Genomic DNA, 17,715 nt, shown 5'->3' on the forward strand with positions numbered 1-17,715 from the left:
CCGTGCCGGAAGACGGACCCAGTCGCAGCGCGACCAAGACTGCGATCATCCTGGTTGGCATCTGCTTTTTCCTCAATGCGCTGTCGCGCGGCGCGGGCGAGACCTTCACCACTTTCCTGCTGGCGCTGACCGAGGAATTCCAGGCCAACCGCGCCGATGTGGCGGCGATCTATTCGCTGCAGATGCTGCTGGCTGGCTGCAGTGCGCCGTTGGCCGGTTACTGTTTCGACCGTTTCGGGCCGTTGCGGCTGTACATCGCCGGCCTTGCCATGCTGGTGCTGGGTCTTGTGCTGGCCTCCTTCGCCAGCCAGCTCTGGCAGCTCTATCTCTTCATCGGCATGGGCGTCGGCGGCGCGGCGGCCTCGTTGGGCAACGCACCGCATTCGGCCCTGCTGGCGCGCTGGTTCGAAGGCGTCAAGCTGTCGCGTGCCATGAGCGTGGTCTATGCCGCCCTTGGCATAGGCTCGCTGATGCTGGTGCCGCTGGCGCAGTTTGTGATCGAAACCTGGGGCTGGCGCGTTGCCTATCTCACGCTGGCGGCCATCGCCCTGCTGACCCTGCCGGTTTTGCTGCTGCTGCATTGGCCGACGGTGCAGGCCGGGCGGATCCGGTTGCCCGTGCCGTCCGCCGGCGCGGCGCCCGCGGATGACAGGATCCCCACGGAATGGACCCTGCTGAAGGCCCTGCGCACCACCGCCTTCTGGGGCCTGGCCTCGGTGTTCTTCTTCACCTCTGCGGGCATGTTCTCGGTGATGGTGCAGGCGGTGGCCTATCTGGTCGAACTGGGCTACGCGCCGCTGCAGGCAGCCTCGATCTACGGCCTGGTCGGCGTGCTCACGCCCATCGGCATCGTTGGTTTCGCCTGGCTCGATGGCCGCATCGGCCGCCATGCCTCGGCGGCGCTTTCCTATGCCTTCAGCCTGGCCGGCCTGGCCGCACTCTGGGCGCTGGAGGGCTGGCGCTCGCAGGTATTGCTGTGGCTGTTCGTTCTGCTCGTTGGCCTGTCGTTCGGGGCCCGCGGCCCGATGGTGGGGGCAACCGCGGCGCGCATCTTCCAGGGCCGGCGGTTTGGCATGATCTTCGGCACCATCATGGTCGGTTCCGGCATGGGTGTTTCCAGCGGCACCCTGATCGGCGCGAAACTGCACGACCTGACCGGCGGCTATACCGCGGTTTTCCTGTTTGCCGCCGTCTGCGTCATTGCCGGTGCCCTGCCATTCTGGACCTATCGGTCGCTACGCCGCTACGGGCCCTGATCGGGGGTCTGCCGGGTATTGCATCCCGGCAATGATGCGTAACCGGACGGGTTGAAAGGCGGTCGGGAATCCCTATCATTTCGCCCAAAGTTTCCCGGCCTTACCCTTTACTTTTTACTTTCCGCCCCGAAAGGACGTTCCGATGAGCAAGTTCGGCCAGAGCCAGCCGGTTCGCCGCGTCGAAGACCAGCGTTTCATTACTGGCAAGGGGCGTTACACCGACGATATCAACCTGCCCGGCCAGGTTTATGGCGTGATGCTGCGTTCGCCGCATGCCCATGCCAAGATTCTCAAGATCGATACCGCCGCAGCCCAGGCTGCGCCTGGCGTGCTGGCCGTCTACACCCATGCCGACCTGAAGGCCGCCAATGTCGGTGACCTGCCCTGTACCATCCCGCTGAAGAACCGCGACGGCTCCATGCGTGCCGATCCGCCGCGCCCGGCGCTGGCCGACGGCATAGTGCGCCATGTCGGCGATCCGGTCGCCTTCGTGGTGGCGGAAACCGCCGCCCAGGCCCGCGACGCGGCCGAGATGATCGAGGTGGATTACGATGCCCTGCCGGCCGCCGCCGACATGGCCACCGCGATGGAGCCGGGCCAGCCGCAGATCTGGCCGCAGGCGCCGAACAATCGCGCCTTCGACTGGGAGATCGGCGACAAGGCCAAGATCGACGCGCTGTTCGCCTCGGCCGCCAAGACGGTGAAGCTGACGCTGGAAAACAATCGCATCGTTGTTGCCTCGATGGAGGCGCGTGTGGCGCTGGCCGCCTTCGACAAGGAGAGCGGCCGTTTCACCCTGTACACGCCCACCCAGGGCGTGTGGGTGCAGAAGAAGCTGCTGGCCAAGATCCTCGGCCTGCCGGAAGAGAAATTCCACGTCGTCACCGGCGATGTCGGCGGCGGCTTCGGCATGAAGATTTTCATCTATCCCGAGCAGGTGATGACGCTGTTCGCGTCGCGCGCGCTCGGCCGGCCGGTGAAATGGACCTCGGATCGTGGCGAGGCTTTCCTCACCGACACTCATGGCCGCGCCAACCTGACCCATGCCGAGATGGCGCTGGACAAGGATCACAACTTCCTGGCCCTGCGCATCCACAACATCGCCGACATGGGCGCGTATCTGTCCACCTACGCGCCGATGATCCCCACCATGGCCGGCACCAAGGTGCTGTCCTCGGTCTATCGCTTCCAGGGCGTGTATTCGCGCGTCGAGGGCGTGTTCACCAACACCGTGCCGGTGGATGCCTATCGCGGCGCCGGCCGTCCGGAATCGAACTACATCATGGAACGCCTGATCGACGTGGCAGCCCGCGAGTTGGGCATCGACCGCGCCGAGTTGCGCCGCAAGAACTACATCCCGCCCACCGCCTTCCCGTGGACCAGCGCCATGGGTCTGACCTATGACTCAGGCGAATTCGAAAACACCTCGAATACCGCCCTGAAGGCGATTGACTGGGCCGGTTTTGAGACCCGCCGCGCGGAAGCGAAAAAACGCGGCAAGCGCCGGGGCATTGGCATGGCCTATTATCTGGAGGCCACCGGCGGCGCGCCGACCGAACGTGCCGAGATCCGTTTCGCCGAGGATGGTTTCGTCGAGGTCTATGTCGGCACGCAGTCGACCGGCCAGGGCCATGAGACCGCCTATACCCAGATCGTGGCGGAACAGCTCGGCGTCGATTTCGACAGGATCCGCATCCTGCAGGGCGATTCCGATGCCATCCCCACTGGCGGCGGCACCGGTGGCGCGCGTTCGCTCTATTCCGAGGGTGGCGCCATTCTCAAGGCCAAGGATGGTGTGATCGAAAAGGGCAAGGTGGTGGCCGCCGACATGCTGGAAACGGCGGCCAGCGACATCGAATTCGCCGCCGGCCGTTTCCGCGTCGCCGGCACTGACCGCGATGTCGGCATCATCGAGGTGGCACAGGAAGCCCGCAAGCGCAGCAATGCCAAGGCCGGCGAGGCGGCCGGTATCGATACCGCCGCTGACTGGCAGGTGCAGGCGATCACCTTCCCCAACGGCTGCCATGCCTGCGAGGTCGAGATCGATGAGGCCACCGGCGTCGCCGAGGTGGTGCGTTACGTGGTGGCCGATGACATGGGCAAGGTGATCAATCCCACCATCGTCAAGGGCCAGATCCATGGCGGCGTGGTGCAGGGCGTGGGACAGGCGCTGTATGAAAACGTCGTCTACGATGCCGATGGCCAGCTGCTCACCGGCAGCTTCACCGATTACTGCCTGCCGCGCGCCGACAACTTCCCGGAGATCGAGGTGATCCTCTGCGAAGTGCCGTGCAAGACCAATCCGCTGGGCGTCAAAGGCGCCGGTGAGGCGGGCGCGGTCGGTTCGGCGCCAGCCACGATCAATGCCATCGTCGATGCGCTGGCCGATCTGGGCGTCAAGCATGTCGACATGCCGGCCACACCGCAGAAACTGTGGCGCATCCTCGGCGGCGATCTGGCTCAGGCCGCCGAATAGGCGACCGGCAGGCGGTTCAGGCCACGCACCACGATTGAATCGCTCCAGTCCGGCGGGGCGGCCAGGGCGATGTCGCCCAGCCGCTCCAGCAGGATCGGGAAGGCGACCTGGCCTTCCAGCCGGGCCAGCGGTGCCCCGATGCAGAAGTGGATCCCGAAACCGAAGGTGACATGCCGGCTGCTGTCGGCGCGTGCGATGTCGAAACAGTCGGGCTCGGCGAAAATTTCGGGATCGCGGTTGGCGGCGGCCAGCATCTGGAAGACGCGGTCACCCTTGCGCATCACCTTGCCGCGCAATTCGTAATCGTCGGCCACCACGCGCACCTGCGCCAGCGACGGTCCGTCCCAGCGCAGCATCTCCTCCACCGCATTGGCCACCAGTGCCGGATTGCCGCGGCCATCGCGCAGCTTGCGCATCTGGTCGGGATGCCGCAGCAGAGCCAGCAGGCCGTTGCCCAGCAGATGCGTGGTGGTCTCGTGGCCGGCAAACAGCAGCAGCACGCAGGCCGCCACCAGTTCGTCGCGGTTCAGGAAGTCGCCGCGTTCGGCGGCCATCACCAGTCCGGTGGTAACGTCTTCGCGCGGTTGTTTGCGGCGCTCCTCCACCAGGGCGCCGAAATACTCATTCATTTCCACGACCGCGTCATTGGCGCGGGCGTATTTGTCTGGCGAGAGCCGCGAGGTCAGCACGAAACTGCCCAGGTCGTCCGACCAGTGTTTCAGCAGATCCACATCCGCCTGCGGTACACCCAGCAGCGCGGCGATCACCGTGGCCGGCAGGGGATAGGCGAAGCTGCGGATGAAATCCACTTCGCGTTTCTGCAGCAGCTCATCCACCAGGCCATGCACGATCGTCTCGATCCGCGGGCGCAGCGCGGCAACGGCAGACGAGGTGAAGGCCCGGTTCATCAGGCCGCGCAGCCGGGTATGGACGGGTGGATCATTGAATACGGCCCACAACGCCATATGGGCTTCGAGGTCGGTCAGGCCGGCGCGGGTATCCCCAGGCAGATGGGCGAAGAACGGCCGCATGCGATCCGACGACAGGCGGGGATCGCGCAGGGACGTACGAATGTCGTCATGCCGGGTCAGCATCCAGCCGCCCAGGCGCTTGCTCCAGTGCACCGGGTCGTCCTGCCGCAGGCGGGCCAGCGCCGGATAGGGATCGGCGATCACGGCGGCATTATGTGCGTCGAACTGAACCGTCACGGCGTATCCTCCGGTGTTTTTTGTTATCCTGCCGCGGCATTCGGCTCCCGCCGGCCAGTATGAAGAGGAAAAGATGGTCCGTGAATACCCTTCGCAACCGCTGGTCGGTCTGGGCGCCATCGTGTGGAAGGATGGCAAGGTGCTGATGGTGCAACGCGGCAAGCCGCCGCGCGCTGGTATCTGGAGCCTGCCCGGTGGCGCGCAGCATCTGGGCGAAACCGTGGCCCAGGGCATCCGGCGGGAAATCGCCGAGGAAACCGGTGTGGAGATCGAATTGCTGGGGCTCGTCGATGTGATCGATTCCGTCCAGACCGCGCCGGATGGCCGTATTTTGTATCATTACACGATCATCGATTATGCGGCCCGCTGGGTTGCTGGCGAGGTGGTGGCCGGTGATGATGCCGCCGCTGCGGCCTGGTTCGACCCGGCCGAGCTGCACAAGCTTGATCTGTGGGAAGAAACCCACCGCGTGATCGAAAAATCGCGCCTTTGGCTGGACTAGGCCGGTCTGGTTCTTTGCGCCTGCTCCGCCTTGTGGTTAAGTAGCTCCGGGGTTTCCGCTATTCTACCGTCGGGCGTGGGGGATGAATTTTCCAAAAGGCGCTGGCTCGCAATTCCAGCCCACGAAATTCGAGGAACGCGGTACCGCCGTGGCCTTCACCACGCCGGCGCTCAGCCAGGCGCGCGTGCGCATGGACAGCCGCGACAACCTCGAACTGACCGTTTCCGCCTTTTCCGGCGTGAAGGGCAATTACATCATCCGCTGGAAGGATGTGCCCGAGATCTTTTCGCTCACCATGCATGACCGCGCGCTGCAGGAGGCGATCCTGGCGCGTAATTCCTGCCTGCCGCATGATATCCGGACCGCCACGCTGGAAACCGCCAAGACCGGCCTGGCCGGGCCGGAGGCGCAGCGAGCGGCGGAAGAAAGCCTCGTCGAGGAAGAGAACGAGGTTCTGCTGACCCGTTATTACCTGTTCAAATCGGCGCTGGAGAAGCTGTCCGGCGGCGAGATGAAGCTGAACGTCTCGGATTTCACCACGGCGTCTGGCCGCGAAGGAATCAAGAGCGGCCTGGCCGGTATCGCCAAGGGCCTGGGGATGACCGCCAATGAGCTGTATGAACGGCTGGAACGCTGGGGAGGCTATCTGGCCCCGCTGGGTATGCCGGGCATGCAGAAGCAATGCCGGGTACGCCGCCTGATCGGCGGCATCGCCGATCTGGCCGATAACCTGAACCAGTGGGCCGACAGCGACAAGTCGGAAGCCGCCTATCTCGCCCGCGGTGTCGCCCGGGTGGCTCAGTTCACTGACGACTTCGCCCGCGATCTGGCTTCGGCGGCGGTGCGTCCGGTGGAATACGCCGATCGCGTGTTGGCCAACTGGGACAAGGCGATTGCCAATTTCCAGCGCGACATCGAACGTTTGTGGTGGACGGTCGATGGCTGGGAATTCATTATTCTTCTGTGGAAGGATGTTGAAGACCGCGACCGCGACAGCCAGCGCGCAGCGGTAACGGAAATTTATCGAGTTCTGCCGATTATTCCTGAGAAAGAAGCCATGGACCGACCCAACATGAAAGCGATGCAGGAAAGCACGCGCATGCAGGTTCGGGCGCTTGAGGGGTGGAATTCCGGAGTGCTCGATATCGAAATGATACGCCGTGTTGAATCCACGAAACGGAGGCGGGTATGACCGATCTTGCTTCCGAGCTGCGCGATATCGAACGCAAGCTGTTCGAGATTCCGGATGAAAAGGTTGCCCAGCTCACCCTGCTCATCGAACGCTCGCGGGCCATTGTGCTATCGGCCGCCTTGGCCGATGCGGCGCTGGGTACCCTGCGTCCGCGTCTGGCCAAGACCCGTCCGCCGCGCCACCTGACACTGCAGCGCATTTTTTGCCATCCCTTCGAAGACCTGTTGATCCTGCCCGAGGATGGCGACAAGCAATTCGGCCGCATTTCGCGGGCGTCCTTGGCGCCCTGCTGGGATTTCATGCTGCAATGCCTGGATCAGGCGGCAGTGAAGGAACTGGAGGCCAGCCTGCGCGCCTCGCCGGCACCGGCAATCGGCGCCACCGCGGATCCGCGCATCGCCAAGCTGGGCGCCACGATGTGGGGCATCGCCGCCCGTCGCCTGCGCGAGGAAGTCAGCCGCGCCGAGAGCGAGCCGGTCTACCGCGCCGAACTGGTGACCAGGCTGGGCGGCGAGACGGCTTTCCTCGATCTGGTCGACATGATGGGCATGCTCGAGATCGCGCAGCCGCTGGAGGAATTGCGCGAGGAATTGTCGCCCAAACCGGTCGGCAAGCTGCTGGATGAGCAGGTCGAGGCGATCAAGGACCATTACAACACCCTGGCGGCCAGCGGCGCCGGCCTGCCGGGTTACATGATTGCTTTCGTGCTGGCGCGTATGAGCAATCCGTTCCAGGCCTTGCCGATCTTCGATGGCATGGGCGAAGCGCCCACCGGCATCGAGGGATTGAAGCCCGGGAAATATGCCCGCCGCATGATTGCCGGCGACAGCAAGCGTTTTTTCAAGTCCATCGGCCGCGCCGATGCCGGGAAGCTGGAAGCCGGCAACATCGCGGGCATGGTCGACGATTTTGTCAGCATGATCGGCCGCCTCAAGGCCGATGGCATGGCCGATGGTCCGCAGCCCGAGATGGAAGCCGCCGGCGCGAAATTGCGTGACATGGTGAAAGTTGGCGTTCTGGATGGCGCCGATGGTGCGATTCTTTCCGCGCTGGAGGCGCCGGGTGCGATTGAGCCCGGCCAGGAAACCGCCATCAAGCAGGCGATCTTCGATGCCAAGGTGGCGGCCGAGAACCGTGTCTATGCGATCCAGAAGGTCGCGCGTGTCGCGGGTGAAATCGGCGCCGACAAGGATGTCGGCAATACCCTCAAAACGCTAGGCGGGCAAATCGAGCAGGGTGGCAGCGCCCTGATCGCCGATATCAAGGCTGGCAAGTTGAATGGGCTGGGCAAGGAGGCGGCGCGCCAGCAATTGTTCGGTGCCGTGCGCATGCTCGAACTGGTCAGTGGCGCGGCGGCCGCATCCAAACTGATGAAAGACGGCCTCGCCGCCATCGACAAAATGTCGGGTTAGGCTTTCGTCCTGGCCGTGGCTTTTGCCTCATAGGGCATGGCCTCGGCCGCGAAGCCGCCCAGTTGATCCGCCGTCAATCCCAGCAGCAGGCTGTCGCTGCCGTCGCGCTCTATGGCGGCGCGGATATTGAAGGCGTGATGCAGATAGCCGTGCTTGTCACCGATGCGATACAGCAGGCTGCCATTCTGGCGTGGCCCAGACGGCCCGGTCGGCGCGGCGCGCATGGCCAGCAGCGGCAGACGGCCGACCTCGATGTCATTGAGTTTCTCGGCCATCGCCGAGGCGCGGGCCAGGAAGGCCGGCGTGTCCAGCGCGCTTTCCCTGGCATTGGCGGGTAGTTCGCGGCTGAAGGAACCGGCCAGCACCTGGCCGGGCAGGGCCTTGGCGATGATACGCGCCAGCGTGATCGTGACGTCGCCGACGATATATTCGAAGCCGCGCGGCTGGGTGCCTTCCACCTGGTGATACGAGAAATGGCTGCCGATGGAGAAGGCGGCCCGCAGCGTCGGCACCAGCCGGGCATCGCCTTTCTGCCGTGCCAGGGCGTTGTCGGCCAGGATCAGCAGCAGCGCCAGCCAACAGCGCAGATCGGCCTCAATGCCTTTGGCGCGGTTCCATACATAAAAGCCGTCACCCACGGTGGACCGCGCCAGCTCGGTGCGCAAGCCGGCGGTATTCATGCGCTTCACCGCGCTGTTGATCGAATATTCCAGCGAGGAAAGCTGCGCCACTTGTTCCAGCGGCGTGTGCTTCGAGAAACCGACGATGTCAAACAGCACCACGGCGCGGCTGGCGGTTTCCATCACCGCATAGCGCTTGACCAGATTCTCGATCAGCAGCGGGTTGATCTCGCCCTTGGCGCTGCCGATGGAAAACGGCAGGTCCATCTGCACCGCGCGGGCGCGCAGGGCCTTGCAGGTTTCGGCGAAGGTGCGCGGGCCCATCATCCGCTTGCCGCGGATCAGACGTGGCAGGTCAGCCGCGCGGCCCAGCACATTATAGGGTTCTGAAAAGCAAAAACTGATCCGGCTGCCCTGATAGGCCCAGCCGGCCACGATGGTTTTCCCCAGGCGCCATGACGAATGCAGGACGAAGTCGATTTCCCGCAAGCCCTGGCGCACGGCATCGGACTCGCTCATGCCGGCCGCTCCGCGTTTCCCGAAGCGGCACTCCCCACCGGCGCCGCGTTCGGCGCGACGATCTTACGGGGCCGGCAGGCCGCGCGCCAGACCAATCAATGCGCTGGTCGCAGCGTCATGGGGATGCTGGGCGGTGTCGATGAGTTCCTCCAGGATCGGCTTGGCCAGTTGCTTGCCAAGTTCGACGCCCCACTGGTCGAAGGAATTCACAGCCCAGAGGATACCCTGAACGAAGATTTTGTGCTCGTAGAGGGCGATCAGCATGCCGAAATGATAGGGATCCAGTTTCGGCAATACGATGGTGGTGCTCGGCCGGTTGCCAGGGAACACTTTATGCGGCGCCAGTTTGGCCACCTGTTCCGGCGTCATGCCGGCTGCCTGAAGCTCGGCCTCGGCCTCGGCGCGGGTGCGGCCGCGCATCAGTGCCTGGGCCTGGGCGAAGGCGTTCGCCAGCAGGATCTCGTGGTGGCGGCCCAACGGATAACGCGACTTCAGCGGCACGATGAAATCGGCCGCCACCGGCAGCGGTCCCTGATGCAGCAATTGATAGAAAGCATGCTGGCCATTGGTGCCCGGTTCGCCGAACACGATGGGGCCCGTGGCATAGCCGAGCGACCGGCCCCAGCGGTCGACGCTCTTGCCGTTGCTCTCCATGTCGGCCTGCTGCAGGTAGGGGGCGAGTTTGCACAGGCTCTGGTCGTAAGGCAGCACGGCCAGCGAGGTGAGGCCGAGGAAGTTGATGTTCCACACGCCGGCCAGCGCCATCAGCACCGGCAGATTCTCACGCAGGGGCGCGCTGGCGAAATGTGTGTCCATGGCATGGGCGCCGGCCAGCATGGCGCGGAAATTATGCATGCCGATTCCCAGGGCGATGGGAAAGCCGATCGCCGACCACAGGGAATAACGGCCGCCGACCCAGTCCCAGAATTGCAGCACCTGGTTCGGCGGAATGCCGAATTTGCCGGGCACGGCGGTGTTCGCCGAAATGCCCATGAAATGCCGCGGCCAGTCGATGATGCCGGGGCCAAGTTTCTCCTGCAGCCAGGCTCGCGCCGTCTCGGCATTGGCCATGGTTTCCTGCGTCGTGAAGGTTTTTGAAGCCACCACGAATAAAGTGGTCTCGGCTTCGCATTTCTCCAGCGTGCGGACAATATCGGTGCTGTCCACATTGCTGACGCAGTGGATCGCGATATCGCTGTCGCGGTCGGCGTTCAGGGCTTCCAGCGCCATGCGTGGACCAAGATCCGAGCCGCCAATGCCGAGGCAGACTACATGGCGGAAGGGCTTTTCCGTGATGCCGCGCCAGGTGCCGTTGCGGATCGCATCGATGATTTCGGCCATGCGGTCCAGTTCGCGCTGCACCAGGGCGACGATGTCGGTGCCATCCACCGTGAGGGACGCATCGGCCGGCAGGCGCAGGGCGGTATGCAGCACCGCGCGATCCTCGGTGATGTTGATATGCTCGCCGCGCAGCATGCGGTCGCGCCAGACCTCCACCTGCGCCTCGCGGGCGAGGTCCAGCAGCAGCTCCAGCGTTTCGGTCTCAATGCGCTGGCGCGACAGATCGAGCAGCAGGTCGCCGCAACGGAACGAGAATTTGGCAAACCGTTCCGGATCTGCGGCGAATGCATCACGCAGATGGCGGTTGCGGGTCGCCGTGGCATGCGCCGCAAGGGCGCGCCAGGCGGCGGTCTGGTCGATCGGCGGCGGCAGTGTCATGGCTCCTCCGTCGTCTCGCGGAACTAGGTTATCACATCCGGACCGCTGCGACCGCTGGCCTTGCGCAGGCCGGTGATCCGTTCGGCAAAGTCCACCAGCGGCGCGATCCGCGCCTGCACGTCGTCATGCTGGCGCGCCGGGTCGGATTCGAACACTTCGAAATACACCCGCACCGTGGCGCCTTCGGTGCCGGTGCCCGACAGGCGGGCGATCACGCGGGCCTGCTCGCCGCAAACCACGCGCAGACCCTGGCCCTTGCTGACGGAATTGTCGATGGGATCGGTATAGGCGAAATCATCGGCGGTGGTAACGACGTGCTCGCCGATCCGGTTCCCCGGCAGGCTGGGCAGCGCATCACGCAGGCGCTGCAGGGCTGCCGTTGCGATGCCGTTGTCGACCGCCTCGTAATCGTGGCGGCTGTAATAATGCCGGCCGAAGCGGCGCCAATGCGCCGATAGCAGCGAAGCGACGGTCTCGCCGGGTTTTGCCGCCAGCAGGTTGAGCCAGAACAGTACGGCCCACAGGCCGTCCTTCTCGCGCACATGGGCCGATGACGTGCCGTAACTTTCCTCGCCGCACAGCGTGATGCGGCCGGCATCCAGCAGGTTGCCGAAGAATTTCCAGCCGGTCGGCGTCTCGAAACAGGCCAGCCCCAGATCGGCGGCCACCGCATCGGCCGCGCGGCTGGTCGGCATCGAGCGCGCCACGCCGGCGATGCCCTTGGCATAACCGGGCACCAGGGTCGCATTGGCGGCCAGCACGGCCAGGCTGTCGCTGGGCGAGACGGCGATGCCCTTCCCCAGGATCATGTTGCGGTCGCCATCGCCATCGGAGGCCGCGGCGAAATCCAGCCGGCCTTCCAGTACCGTCTCGCGATACAACTCTTCCGCATGGGCCGGGTTGGGGTCGGGATGGCCGCCGCCGAAATCCTCCTTCGGCTCGGCATTGATCACGGCATCGGCCGGCGCGCCCAGCATCTCGACCAGCAGGCGTTTCGCATACGGCCCGGTCACGGCATGCATGGCATCGAAGCAGAAGCGGAAATCCGGTCGCCGGATCAGCGCGCGGATGGCGTCGAAATCGAACAGGGTTTCCAGCAGGGCGGCATAATCGTCCACCGGGTCGATCACCTCGACGGCCATGTCGTTGATATGCTGCAGGCTGACGTGATCGAGATCGATGTCGTGGTGGTCGAACACGCGATAGCGGTCGATCTGCGTGGTGCGCCGGTAGATCGCCTCGGTCACGCTCTCGGGTGCCGGGCCGCCATTGCCGATATTGAACTTGATGCCGAAATCGCCGTCCGGTCCGCCCGGATTGTGGCTGGCCGACAGGATCAGGCCACCCTGGGCGCCATGGCGGCGGATCACGGCGCTGGCCGCCGGTGTGGAGAGGATGCCGGCGCGGCCGACCAGCATGCGGGCGATGCCGTTGGCCGCCGCCATGCGCAGGATCACCTGGATGGCCTGGCGATTGAAAAAACGCCCGTCGCCGCCCAGGACCAGCGTGCCGCCGCGCAGGTCGGCCTGGCTGTCGAACACGGATTGCACGAAGGCTTCCAGGTAACCTGGCTGGCGAAAGACATTCACCTTCTTGCGCAGGCCCGACGTGCCGGGCTTCTGCCCGTCGAACGGCGTGATGGCAACCTCGCGCGCACTCATCGGCAATGACTCGCTTTTCTTACCGCGGCAGGCGGCTGACCAGATCGTAACGCGCGCCCGTCTTGGCCATCAGGATCACGGTATGCAGGCGGGCAAAGCCCTTCTCGATGGTCACGCCACGGCACAGCGGTCCGGAATTGATGCCTGAAGCCACGAAGATCGCATCGTCGCTTTTCACCAGTTCGTCACCGCTCAGCCACTTGCCGCTGTCGAGGCCGAATGCCTTCACCTTGGCGGCTTCTTCCTCGCCCTGCGGGTCGACGCGGCCGAAGAACTCTCCGCCCAGCGCCTTGGTGAAGATCGCTGTGATCACGCCCTCGGGCGAGCCGCCGGTGCCGAACAGGGCGTCCACGTTATGGCCTTTCTGCAGCGCCATGAAGGCGCCGGCCACGTCGCCGTTTTCCTGCAGCATGGTACGGGCGCCGGCATCGTGGATTTCCTTGATCATCGCGTGGTGCCGCTTGCGGTTCAGCACGAAGATGCGCAGTTCGGAAATCGGCTTGCCCAGCGCGGCCGACAGGGCTTCCAGCTTCTTCTTCACCGGCCAGGTCGGATCCACCTTGCCCTTGGCGGCGGCCGGCAGAACCAGTTTGTCCATGTAGAAGCTGGGGCCGAGGTCGAACATCGCGCCGCGCGGCGCGAGCGCGAACACCGCCATCGAATTGTCGACGCCGTTGGCCATGTTGGTCGTGCCCTCGATCGGATCGACGGCGATCTCGATTTCGGGTTCACCCGAGCCGATGCGTTCGCCGCGATACAGCAGCGGGGCGTGATCCTTTTCGCCCTCGCCGATCATCACCACGGCATTGATGTTGATCTGACCCAGCGCCTTGCGCATGGCATCCACGGCGGCGCCATCGCCTTCTTCCTTCTTGCTGCGGCCGACCCAGTCATAGGAGGCCAGCGCGGCAGCCTCTGTCACCAGGCGCAGGGCGAACGGGAAATCGGCGCGGTCGAAGGGACCGGGGCGGGTGGTCATGGGCGGAAACTCCGAGGCAGAGATAGGCGGCAGACAGGGCCGGTTGGTCCAGCCAGTTTATTCCTTGGAAATACGGCAAAAACCGGGCGAGGCCAAGGCGGAGCCGGGCTTTTTCGCGCTATTGTTCGGCCAGCTATTGGTCAAACCGCCGGCGCCAGAAATCCTGGCTCTGCCGTTCGCCGACATCGCAGCCCTTGGGATAGCGGTATCCCGACTGTGCCTTTTGCAGCAGAACCGGGGGCGTTTTGGCTTTCGGGCTGGGACGCTGGGCGATTTCCAGGATCAGTTTGCGCCGCACGGCTTCGCCGAAGGTATCGAATCCTTCCGCCACCACCACGAAGGCGCCCGGGCCGCCGATCACGCAGCCTTCGTAATACCGGTCCAGGTCCTCCAGCATGGGGAAGCCCCAGGTATTCTGTTTGCCGTTCATGATCGGCAGGCCGTTGATCACGATGCCGGCGGCCAGTGCCTTGTCGCGGGCCAGGTCGACCGGGCCGCCATCGTTGTTCGGCCCGTCGCCCGAGATATCCAGCACCTGGCGCACACCCTTGTAGGGCCCGCTGCCAAAGCGGGGAATGGCATAAAGAATGGCGCCGGCAATGCTGGTGCGTCGGGCAGTGCGGATCGGATGGTCCATCAGCCGCCGCGCCACGGCCTCGGCGCCGGCCTGATCGGAAATCAGGGTCCAGTCCAGCACGTCGCCCTGGGTGTAGCTGTCGGCCCATTCGAAATAGGCCAGCGCGATCTTGCCGTGGATGCCGCCGCGGATCGCCTTCACCACGGCGGGATGCATGAGCGCCTTGGCATAACCGTCGCGTTGCAGCCGGGCTTCGTCAGGGTCAATGCTGCCGGAAATGTCGACGGCCAGCAGCAATTCCAGATCGACCGGGATTTTGTCCGCCGCCCGCGCATCCCCTGCCGGAAGGACCGGACCCAAACCCGCAAGCCACGCCAGCACCAGAAGGACCGGTAGCCTGAGCTGCATGGCTTGAGGCTAGTACGGCTGCGACATTGCGTCCATCGCAGACTTGAATCCGGCCGCCGGCCGGCACTGGACAAGCCGGCCCGGCCTGCCGATGTTACAGCCATGAGCAGCGCATCCCGTCTTTACGATGTGGCCGTGATCGGTGGTGGCCTGGCGGGCCTGACCCAGGCTATCGCCTTGGCCCGGCATGGTCTTTCGGTGGCCGTGATCGACCGGGAAGATCCGGCCCGGGCGCTTGCCGCCGGTTTTGACGGCCGGGTTTCCGCCATTGCGCTGGCGTCCCAGCGCATGCTGGCCGGCATTGGCCTCTGGGCGCATGTTTCCGAAGCCCAGCCGATGTGGGACATCCGCGTCTCGGACGGCGACACGCTGCTGTTCGTGCATTACGATCATCGCGATCTGGGCGATCAGCCATTCGGCTACATGGTCGAGAACCGGGTGATGCGGCAGGCCCAGCAGGGTGCCATCGCGGAGCTACCCGGCCTCGACCTGATGGCGCCGATGACGGCGGCGCGAATTGATTATGGTGCGGCCGGCTCCGGCGCGCCGGCGCGGCTTGTTCTGGCCGATGGCCGGCAGATCGAGGCAAGGCTGGTGATCGGCGCCGATGGCCGGCAATCCGCGATCCGGCAGCAGGCCGGGATCCGCACGCTGAACTGGTCCTACAACCAGACCGGCATCGTCTGCACTGTGGGGCACGAACTGCCGCATGACGGCGTGGCGCAGGAGCGTTTCCTGCCGGCCGGGCCGTTTGCCATCTTGCCGATGACCGACGCCGTAGATGGCACGCATCGGTCCTCGCTGGTCTGGACCGAGCCGACGCAGCGCGCCGCCGCCATCATGGCGCTGAACGACGCCGATTTTGCCGCCGAGATGCGTCAGCGTTTCGGCGATGGTTATGGCGAAACGCGCATCCTCGGCCCGCGCTGGTCCTATCCGCTCACCTTCCTGCTGGCCCAGCGGTATACCGATCACCGGCTGGCGCTGATCGGCGACGCCGCCCATGGCATTCACCCCATTGCCGGTCAGGGCCTCAATCTCGGTCTGCGCGATATCGCCGCCCTGACCGAAGCCCTGGTCGATGCGAAACGGCTCGGCCTCGATATCGGCCGTGTCGATGTTCTGGAGCGCTACGAGCGCTGGCGCCGGTTCGACAATGTGGCGCTTTCCGCCGTGACCGATGGTCTGACCCGGCTGTTTTCCAACGATATCGCGCCGATCCGCATCGCCCGTGACCTGGGTCTGGGGGTGGTGGAACGCATCCCGCCCCTGAAAAAACTGTTCATGCGCCACGCGATGGGCGATGTGGGGCAGCTACCGCGCCTGCTGCGCGGCGAAAAACTCGGCTGAAGGCAAAAAAAGCGCAAATTCCAGTATGGTTTCCGGCCCCTGAAACGTCCTTAAAGGGGGGAAGTCATGTCTGTTGCCATTCGGAGCCGCCCATGAGCGTGAAAACCTTCAAGATCTGGTATCTGACCCATAAATGGACCAGCCTGATCTGCACGGCTTTCATGCTGCTGCTCTGCATCACCGGCCTGCCGCTGATCTTCCATCACGAGATCGAGCATCTGCTGGGCGATGCCATCGAGGCACCCGTCCTGCCGGCCGGTACGCCGTTTGCGTCACTGGATGCCGTCATCGCGACGGCGCAGCAGACCCAACCCGACGAGAAGCCGCTCTTCATTTCGTGGGATCCGGATGAAGCGGAGCTGGTTTTCGTCACTACCGCCAAGACGCCGACCGAAACCTCGGATCTTCATTTCCTCGCCCTGGATGCGCGCACCGCCCAGATCCTGAAGGCCAATTCCTCCGATCAGCTCGATTTCATGCGGGTGATGTTCCGCCTGCATGTCGACCTGTTCGCCGGCCTGCCGGGCATGCTGTTTCTCGGCTTCATGGGGCTGCTGTTCGTGGTCGCCATCGTCACCGGCGTTGCCGTCTACGGCCCGCTGATGCGCAAACTGGATTTCGGCACCGTACGCAAGCAGCGCTCCACCCGCATCAAATGGCTCGACCTGCACAACATGCTGGGCATTGTCACGCTGGTCTGGGCCCTCGTGGTGGGCGGTACCGGCGTGATCAACACCTGGGCCGACCTGATCTTCAAATACTGGCAGCATGACCAGCTCGCCATCATGGTGGCGCCCTATGCCGGCCAGCCGGTGCCGCAAAGCCTGGGGTCGCTGCAGGCCGCGGTCGAGACCGCGCATCGCGCCGTGCCGGGCTCCACGCCCCGTTTCGTCGCTTTCCCCGGCACAAATTTCTCCAGTCCGCATCATTATGCGGTGTTCATGCGTGGCGATACGCCGCTGACCAGCCGGCTTTTGCAGCCTGTGCTGGTCGATGCTGTCACCGCTGAACTCACCGACACGCGCAAGCTGCCCTGGTATGCCACCACGCTGCTGGTGTCGCAGCCGTTGCATTTCGGCGATTACGGCGGTTTCCCGCTGCAGGTAATCTGGGCCTTGCTTGATGTCGTCACCATTATCGTGCTGGGCAGCGGGCTGTATCTGTGGCTGGCGCGCCGGCGCAGCAATCCGGTCGAGCGGCGCATTGCCGAGCTGGAGCGCGAGGCGGCAGGTGTGCCGGTGCTGGGGAGCGCGGAATGAAAAGCGCTTTTCTGCGTCTGTGGGGCATGCCGATACTGCTCGGCATCCTCAGTGGCATTGGCCTGATATCGGCGCTGGTCGCCGATGGCGTTGGCGACGTGCTGTCGTGGCTGATCCTGGGGCTGCTGGTGGTGCTGATGGCCTGGTACTGGATCAGGCCGGTGCGGCGTTAAGAACGCCGTGGTTCGCGGCTCAGGCCCCGGTCTTCCAGCCGTTTCAAATAATCGGCCCACAGCGCGTCCTGGTCATGGCCGCGGTCGTAGAACCATTCCCAGCTGTACAGACCGGTATCGTGCAGGTCGTCGAATTTCAGACGCACGGCATAGGTGCCCACCGGCTCGATGCCGATGATTCCAACGTGGCGGCGCCCAGGCACCAGGGTTTTCTGGCCGGCGCCATGGCCCTGCACTTCGGCCGAGGGGCTTTCAATGCGCAGGAATTCCGCCGTGAAGGAGAATGTCTTGCCGTCGGCAAAAGCCACCTCCAGCCGCTTCTCTGCCGAGATGTAGCGCAGGTCGGTGCAGGCCGGTCTGCCTGCCTGCTGGTAAAGCGAGGTGGGGTTCATTACCGGACGTGC

The 17,715-nt window shown here is 64.6% G+C and carries 15 protein-coding genes; 8 read left to right on the plus strand and 7 right to left on the minus strand.

The window, feature by feature from the left end:
* The first annotated feature begins 2 nt into the window (after nt 1–2).
* The gene (locus ACE3OO_RS12550; RefSeq protein ID WP_374303364.1) at nt 3–1,256 is read left to right on the plus strand and encodes an MFS transporter; all 1,254 of its coding nucleotides are present in this window, start codon (nt 3–5) and stop codon (nt 1,254–1,256) included.
* Between the two features lie 142 nt (nt 1,257–1,398).
* Nucleotides 1,399–3,732, plus strand: coding sequence for a xanthine dehydrogenase family protein molybdopterin-binding subunit (locus tag ACE3OO_RS12555; protein WP_374303366.1), 2,334 nt, complete (start codon nt 1,399–1,401; stop codon nt 3,730–3,732).
* On the opposite strand, the gene ACE3OO_RS12560 is transcribed toward ACE3OO_RS12555, so the two are convergent.
* Nucleotides 3,717–4,940, minus strand: coding sequence for a cytochrome P450 (locus ACE3OO_RS12560; RefSeq protein WP_374303368.1), 1,224 nt, complete (start codon nt 4,938–4,940; stop codon nt 3,717–3,719). The genes ACE3OO_RS12555 and ACE3OO_RS12560 overlap by 16 nt on opposite strands.
* A 73-nt stretch (nt 4,941–5,013) precedes the next feature.
* Here ACE3OO_RS12560 and ACE3OO_RS12565 point away from each other — a divergent pair, with 73 nt between their 5' ends.
* The 3 genes from ACE3OO_RS12565 (at nt 5,014) to ACE3OO_RS12575 (ending at nt 8,046) form a co-directional block, all read left to right on the plus strand.
* On the plus strand, nt 5,014–5,442 hold the full coding sequence (locus ACE3OO_RS12565; RefSeq protein WP_374303370.1) for an NUDIX hydrolase: 429 nt from the start codon (nt 5,014–5,016) through the stop codon (nt 5,440–5,442).
* An 82-nt stretch (nt 5,443–5,524) separates the two neighbouring features.
* The gene (locus tag ACE3OO_RS12570; RefSeq protein WP_374303372.1) at nt 5,525–6,634 is read left to right on the plus strand and encodes a hypothetical protein; all 1,110 of its coding nucleotides are present in this window, start codon (nt 5,525–5,527) and stop codon (nt 6,632–6,634) included.
* Nucleotides 6,631–8,046 (plus strand): hypothetical protein, encoded by a 1,416-nt coding sequence (locus ACE3OO_RS12575; protein ID WP_374303374.1) that lies wholly within the window; start codon nt 6,631–6,633, stop codon nt 8,044–8,046. The genes ACE3OO_RS12570 and ACE3OO_RS12575 overlap by 4 nt, the downstream gene beginning before the upstream one ends.
* On the opposite strand, the gene ACE3OO_RS12580 is transcribed toward ACE3OO_RS12575, so the two are convergent.
* The 5 genes from ACE3OO_RS12580 to ACE3OO_RS12600 all read right to left on the minus strand — a co-directional run bounded on the left by ACE3OO_RS12580 (nt 8,043) and on the right by ACE3OO_RS12600 (nt 14,529).
* A complete protein-coding gene (locus ACE3OO_RS12580) occupies nt 8,043–9,185 on the minus strand; it encodes a hypothetical protein (RefSeq protein WP_374303376.1) in 1,143 nt (380 codons plus the stop codon). The two genes, ACE3OO_RS12575 and ACE3OO_RS12580, sit on opposite strands and share 4 nt — an antisense overlap.
* A gap of 63 nt (nt 9,186–9,248) precedes the next feature.
* Nucleotides 9,249–10,898 carry a glucose-6-phosphate isomerase gene (gene pgi, locus ACE3OO_RS12585; RefSeq protein ID WP_374304692.1) on the minus strand — a complete coding sequence of 550 codons (1,650 nt, stop codon included), beginning with the start codon at nt 10,896–10,898 and terminating at the stop codon, nt 9,249–9,251.
* Between the two features lie 29 nt (nt 10,899–10,927).
* The gene (locus tag ACE3OO_RS12590) at nt 10,928–12,565 is read right to left on the minus strand and encodes an alpha-D-glucose phosphate-specific phosphoglucomutase (RefSeq protein ID WP_374303378.1); all 1,638 of its coding nucleotides are present in this window, start codon (nt 12,563–12,565) and stop codon (nt 10,928–10,930) included.
* A gap of 19 nt (nt 12,566–12,584) precedes the next feature.
* Nucleotides 12,585–13,544: a class II fructose-bisphosphatase gene (glpX, locus tag ACE3OO_RS12595; RefSeq protein ID WP_374303380.1), complete on the minus strand. Its 960-nt coding sequence runs from the start codon at nt 13,542–13,544 to the stop codon at nt 12,585–12,587.
* Between the two features lie 133 nt (nt 13,545–13,677).
* On the minus strand, nt 13,678–14,529 hold the full coding sequence (locus tag ACE3OO_RS12600; protein ID WP_374303382.1) for a DUF1194 domain-containing protein: 852 nt from the start codon (nt 14,527–14,529) through the stop codon (nt 13,678–13,680).
* A gap of 102 nt (nt 14,530–14,631) precedes the next feature.
* Here ACE3OO_RS12600 and ACE3OO_RS12605 point away from each other — a divergent pair, with 102 nt between their 5' ends.
* The 3 genes from ACE3OO_RS12605 (at nt 14,632) to ACE3OO_RS12615 (ending at nt 17,311) form a co-directional block, all read left to right on the plus strand.
* Nucleotides 14,632–15,879, plus strand: coding sequence for a UbiH/UbiF/VisC/COQ6 family ubiquinone biosynthesis hydroxylase (locus ACE3OO_RS12605; RefSeq protein WP_374303384.1), 1,248 nt, complete (start codon nt 14,632–14,634; stop codon nt 15,877–15,879).
* Nucleotides 15,880–15,971: 92 nt separating this feature from the next.
* Nucleotides 15,972–17,138 (plus strand): PepSY-associated TM helix domain-containing protein, encoded by a 1,167-nt coding sequence (locus ACE3OO_RS12610; protein WP_374303386.1) that lies wholly within the window; start codon nt 15,972–15,974, stop codon nt 17,136–17,138.
* Complete coding sequence (locus ACE3OO_RS12615; protein WP_374303388.1) at nt 17,135–17,311, plus strand: hypothetical protein; 177 nt, start codon at nt 17,135–17,137, stop codon at nt 17,309–17,311. Before ACE3OO_RS12610 ends, ACE3OO_RS12615 begins: the two co-directional genes overlap by 4 nt.
* Here ACE3OO_RS12615 and ACE3OO_RS12620 read toward each other — a convergent pair.
* Entirely contained in the window at nt 17,308–17,703 is a 396-nt protein-coding gene (locus tag ACE3OO_RS12620; RefSeq protein WP_374303391.1) for a gamma-butyrobetaine hydroxylase-like domain-containing protein, read from the minus strand. The two genes, ACE3OO_RS12615 and ACE3OO_RS12620, sit on opposite strands and share 4 nt — an antisense overlap.
* Nucleotides 17,704–17,715: the final 12 nt, after the last annotated feature.

The organism is Ferrovibrio sp., assembly GCF_041906005.1.
GTDB lineage: Bacteria > Pseudomonadota > Alphaproteobacteria > Ferrovibrionales > Ferrovibrionaceae > Ferrovibrio.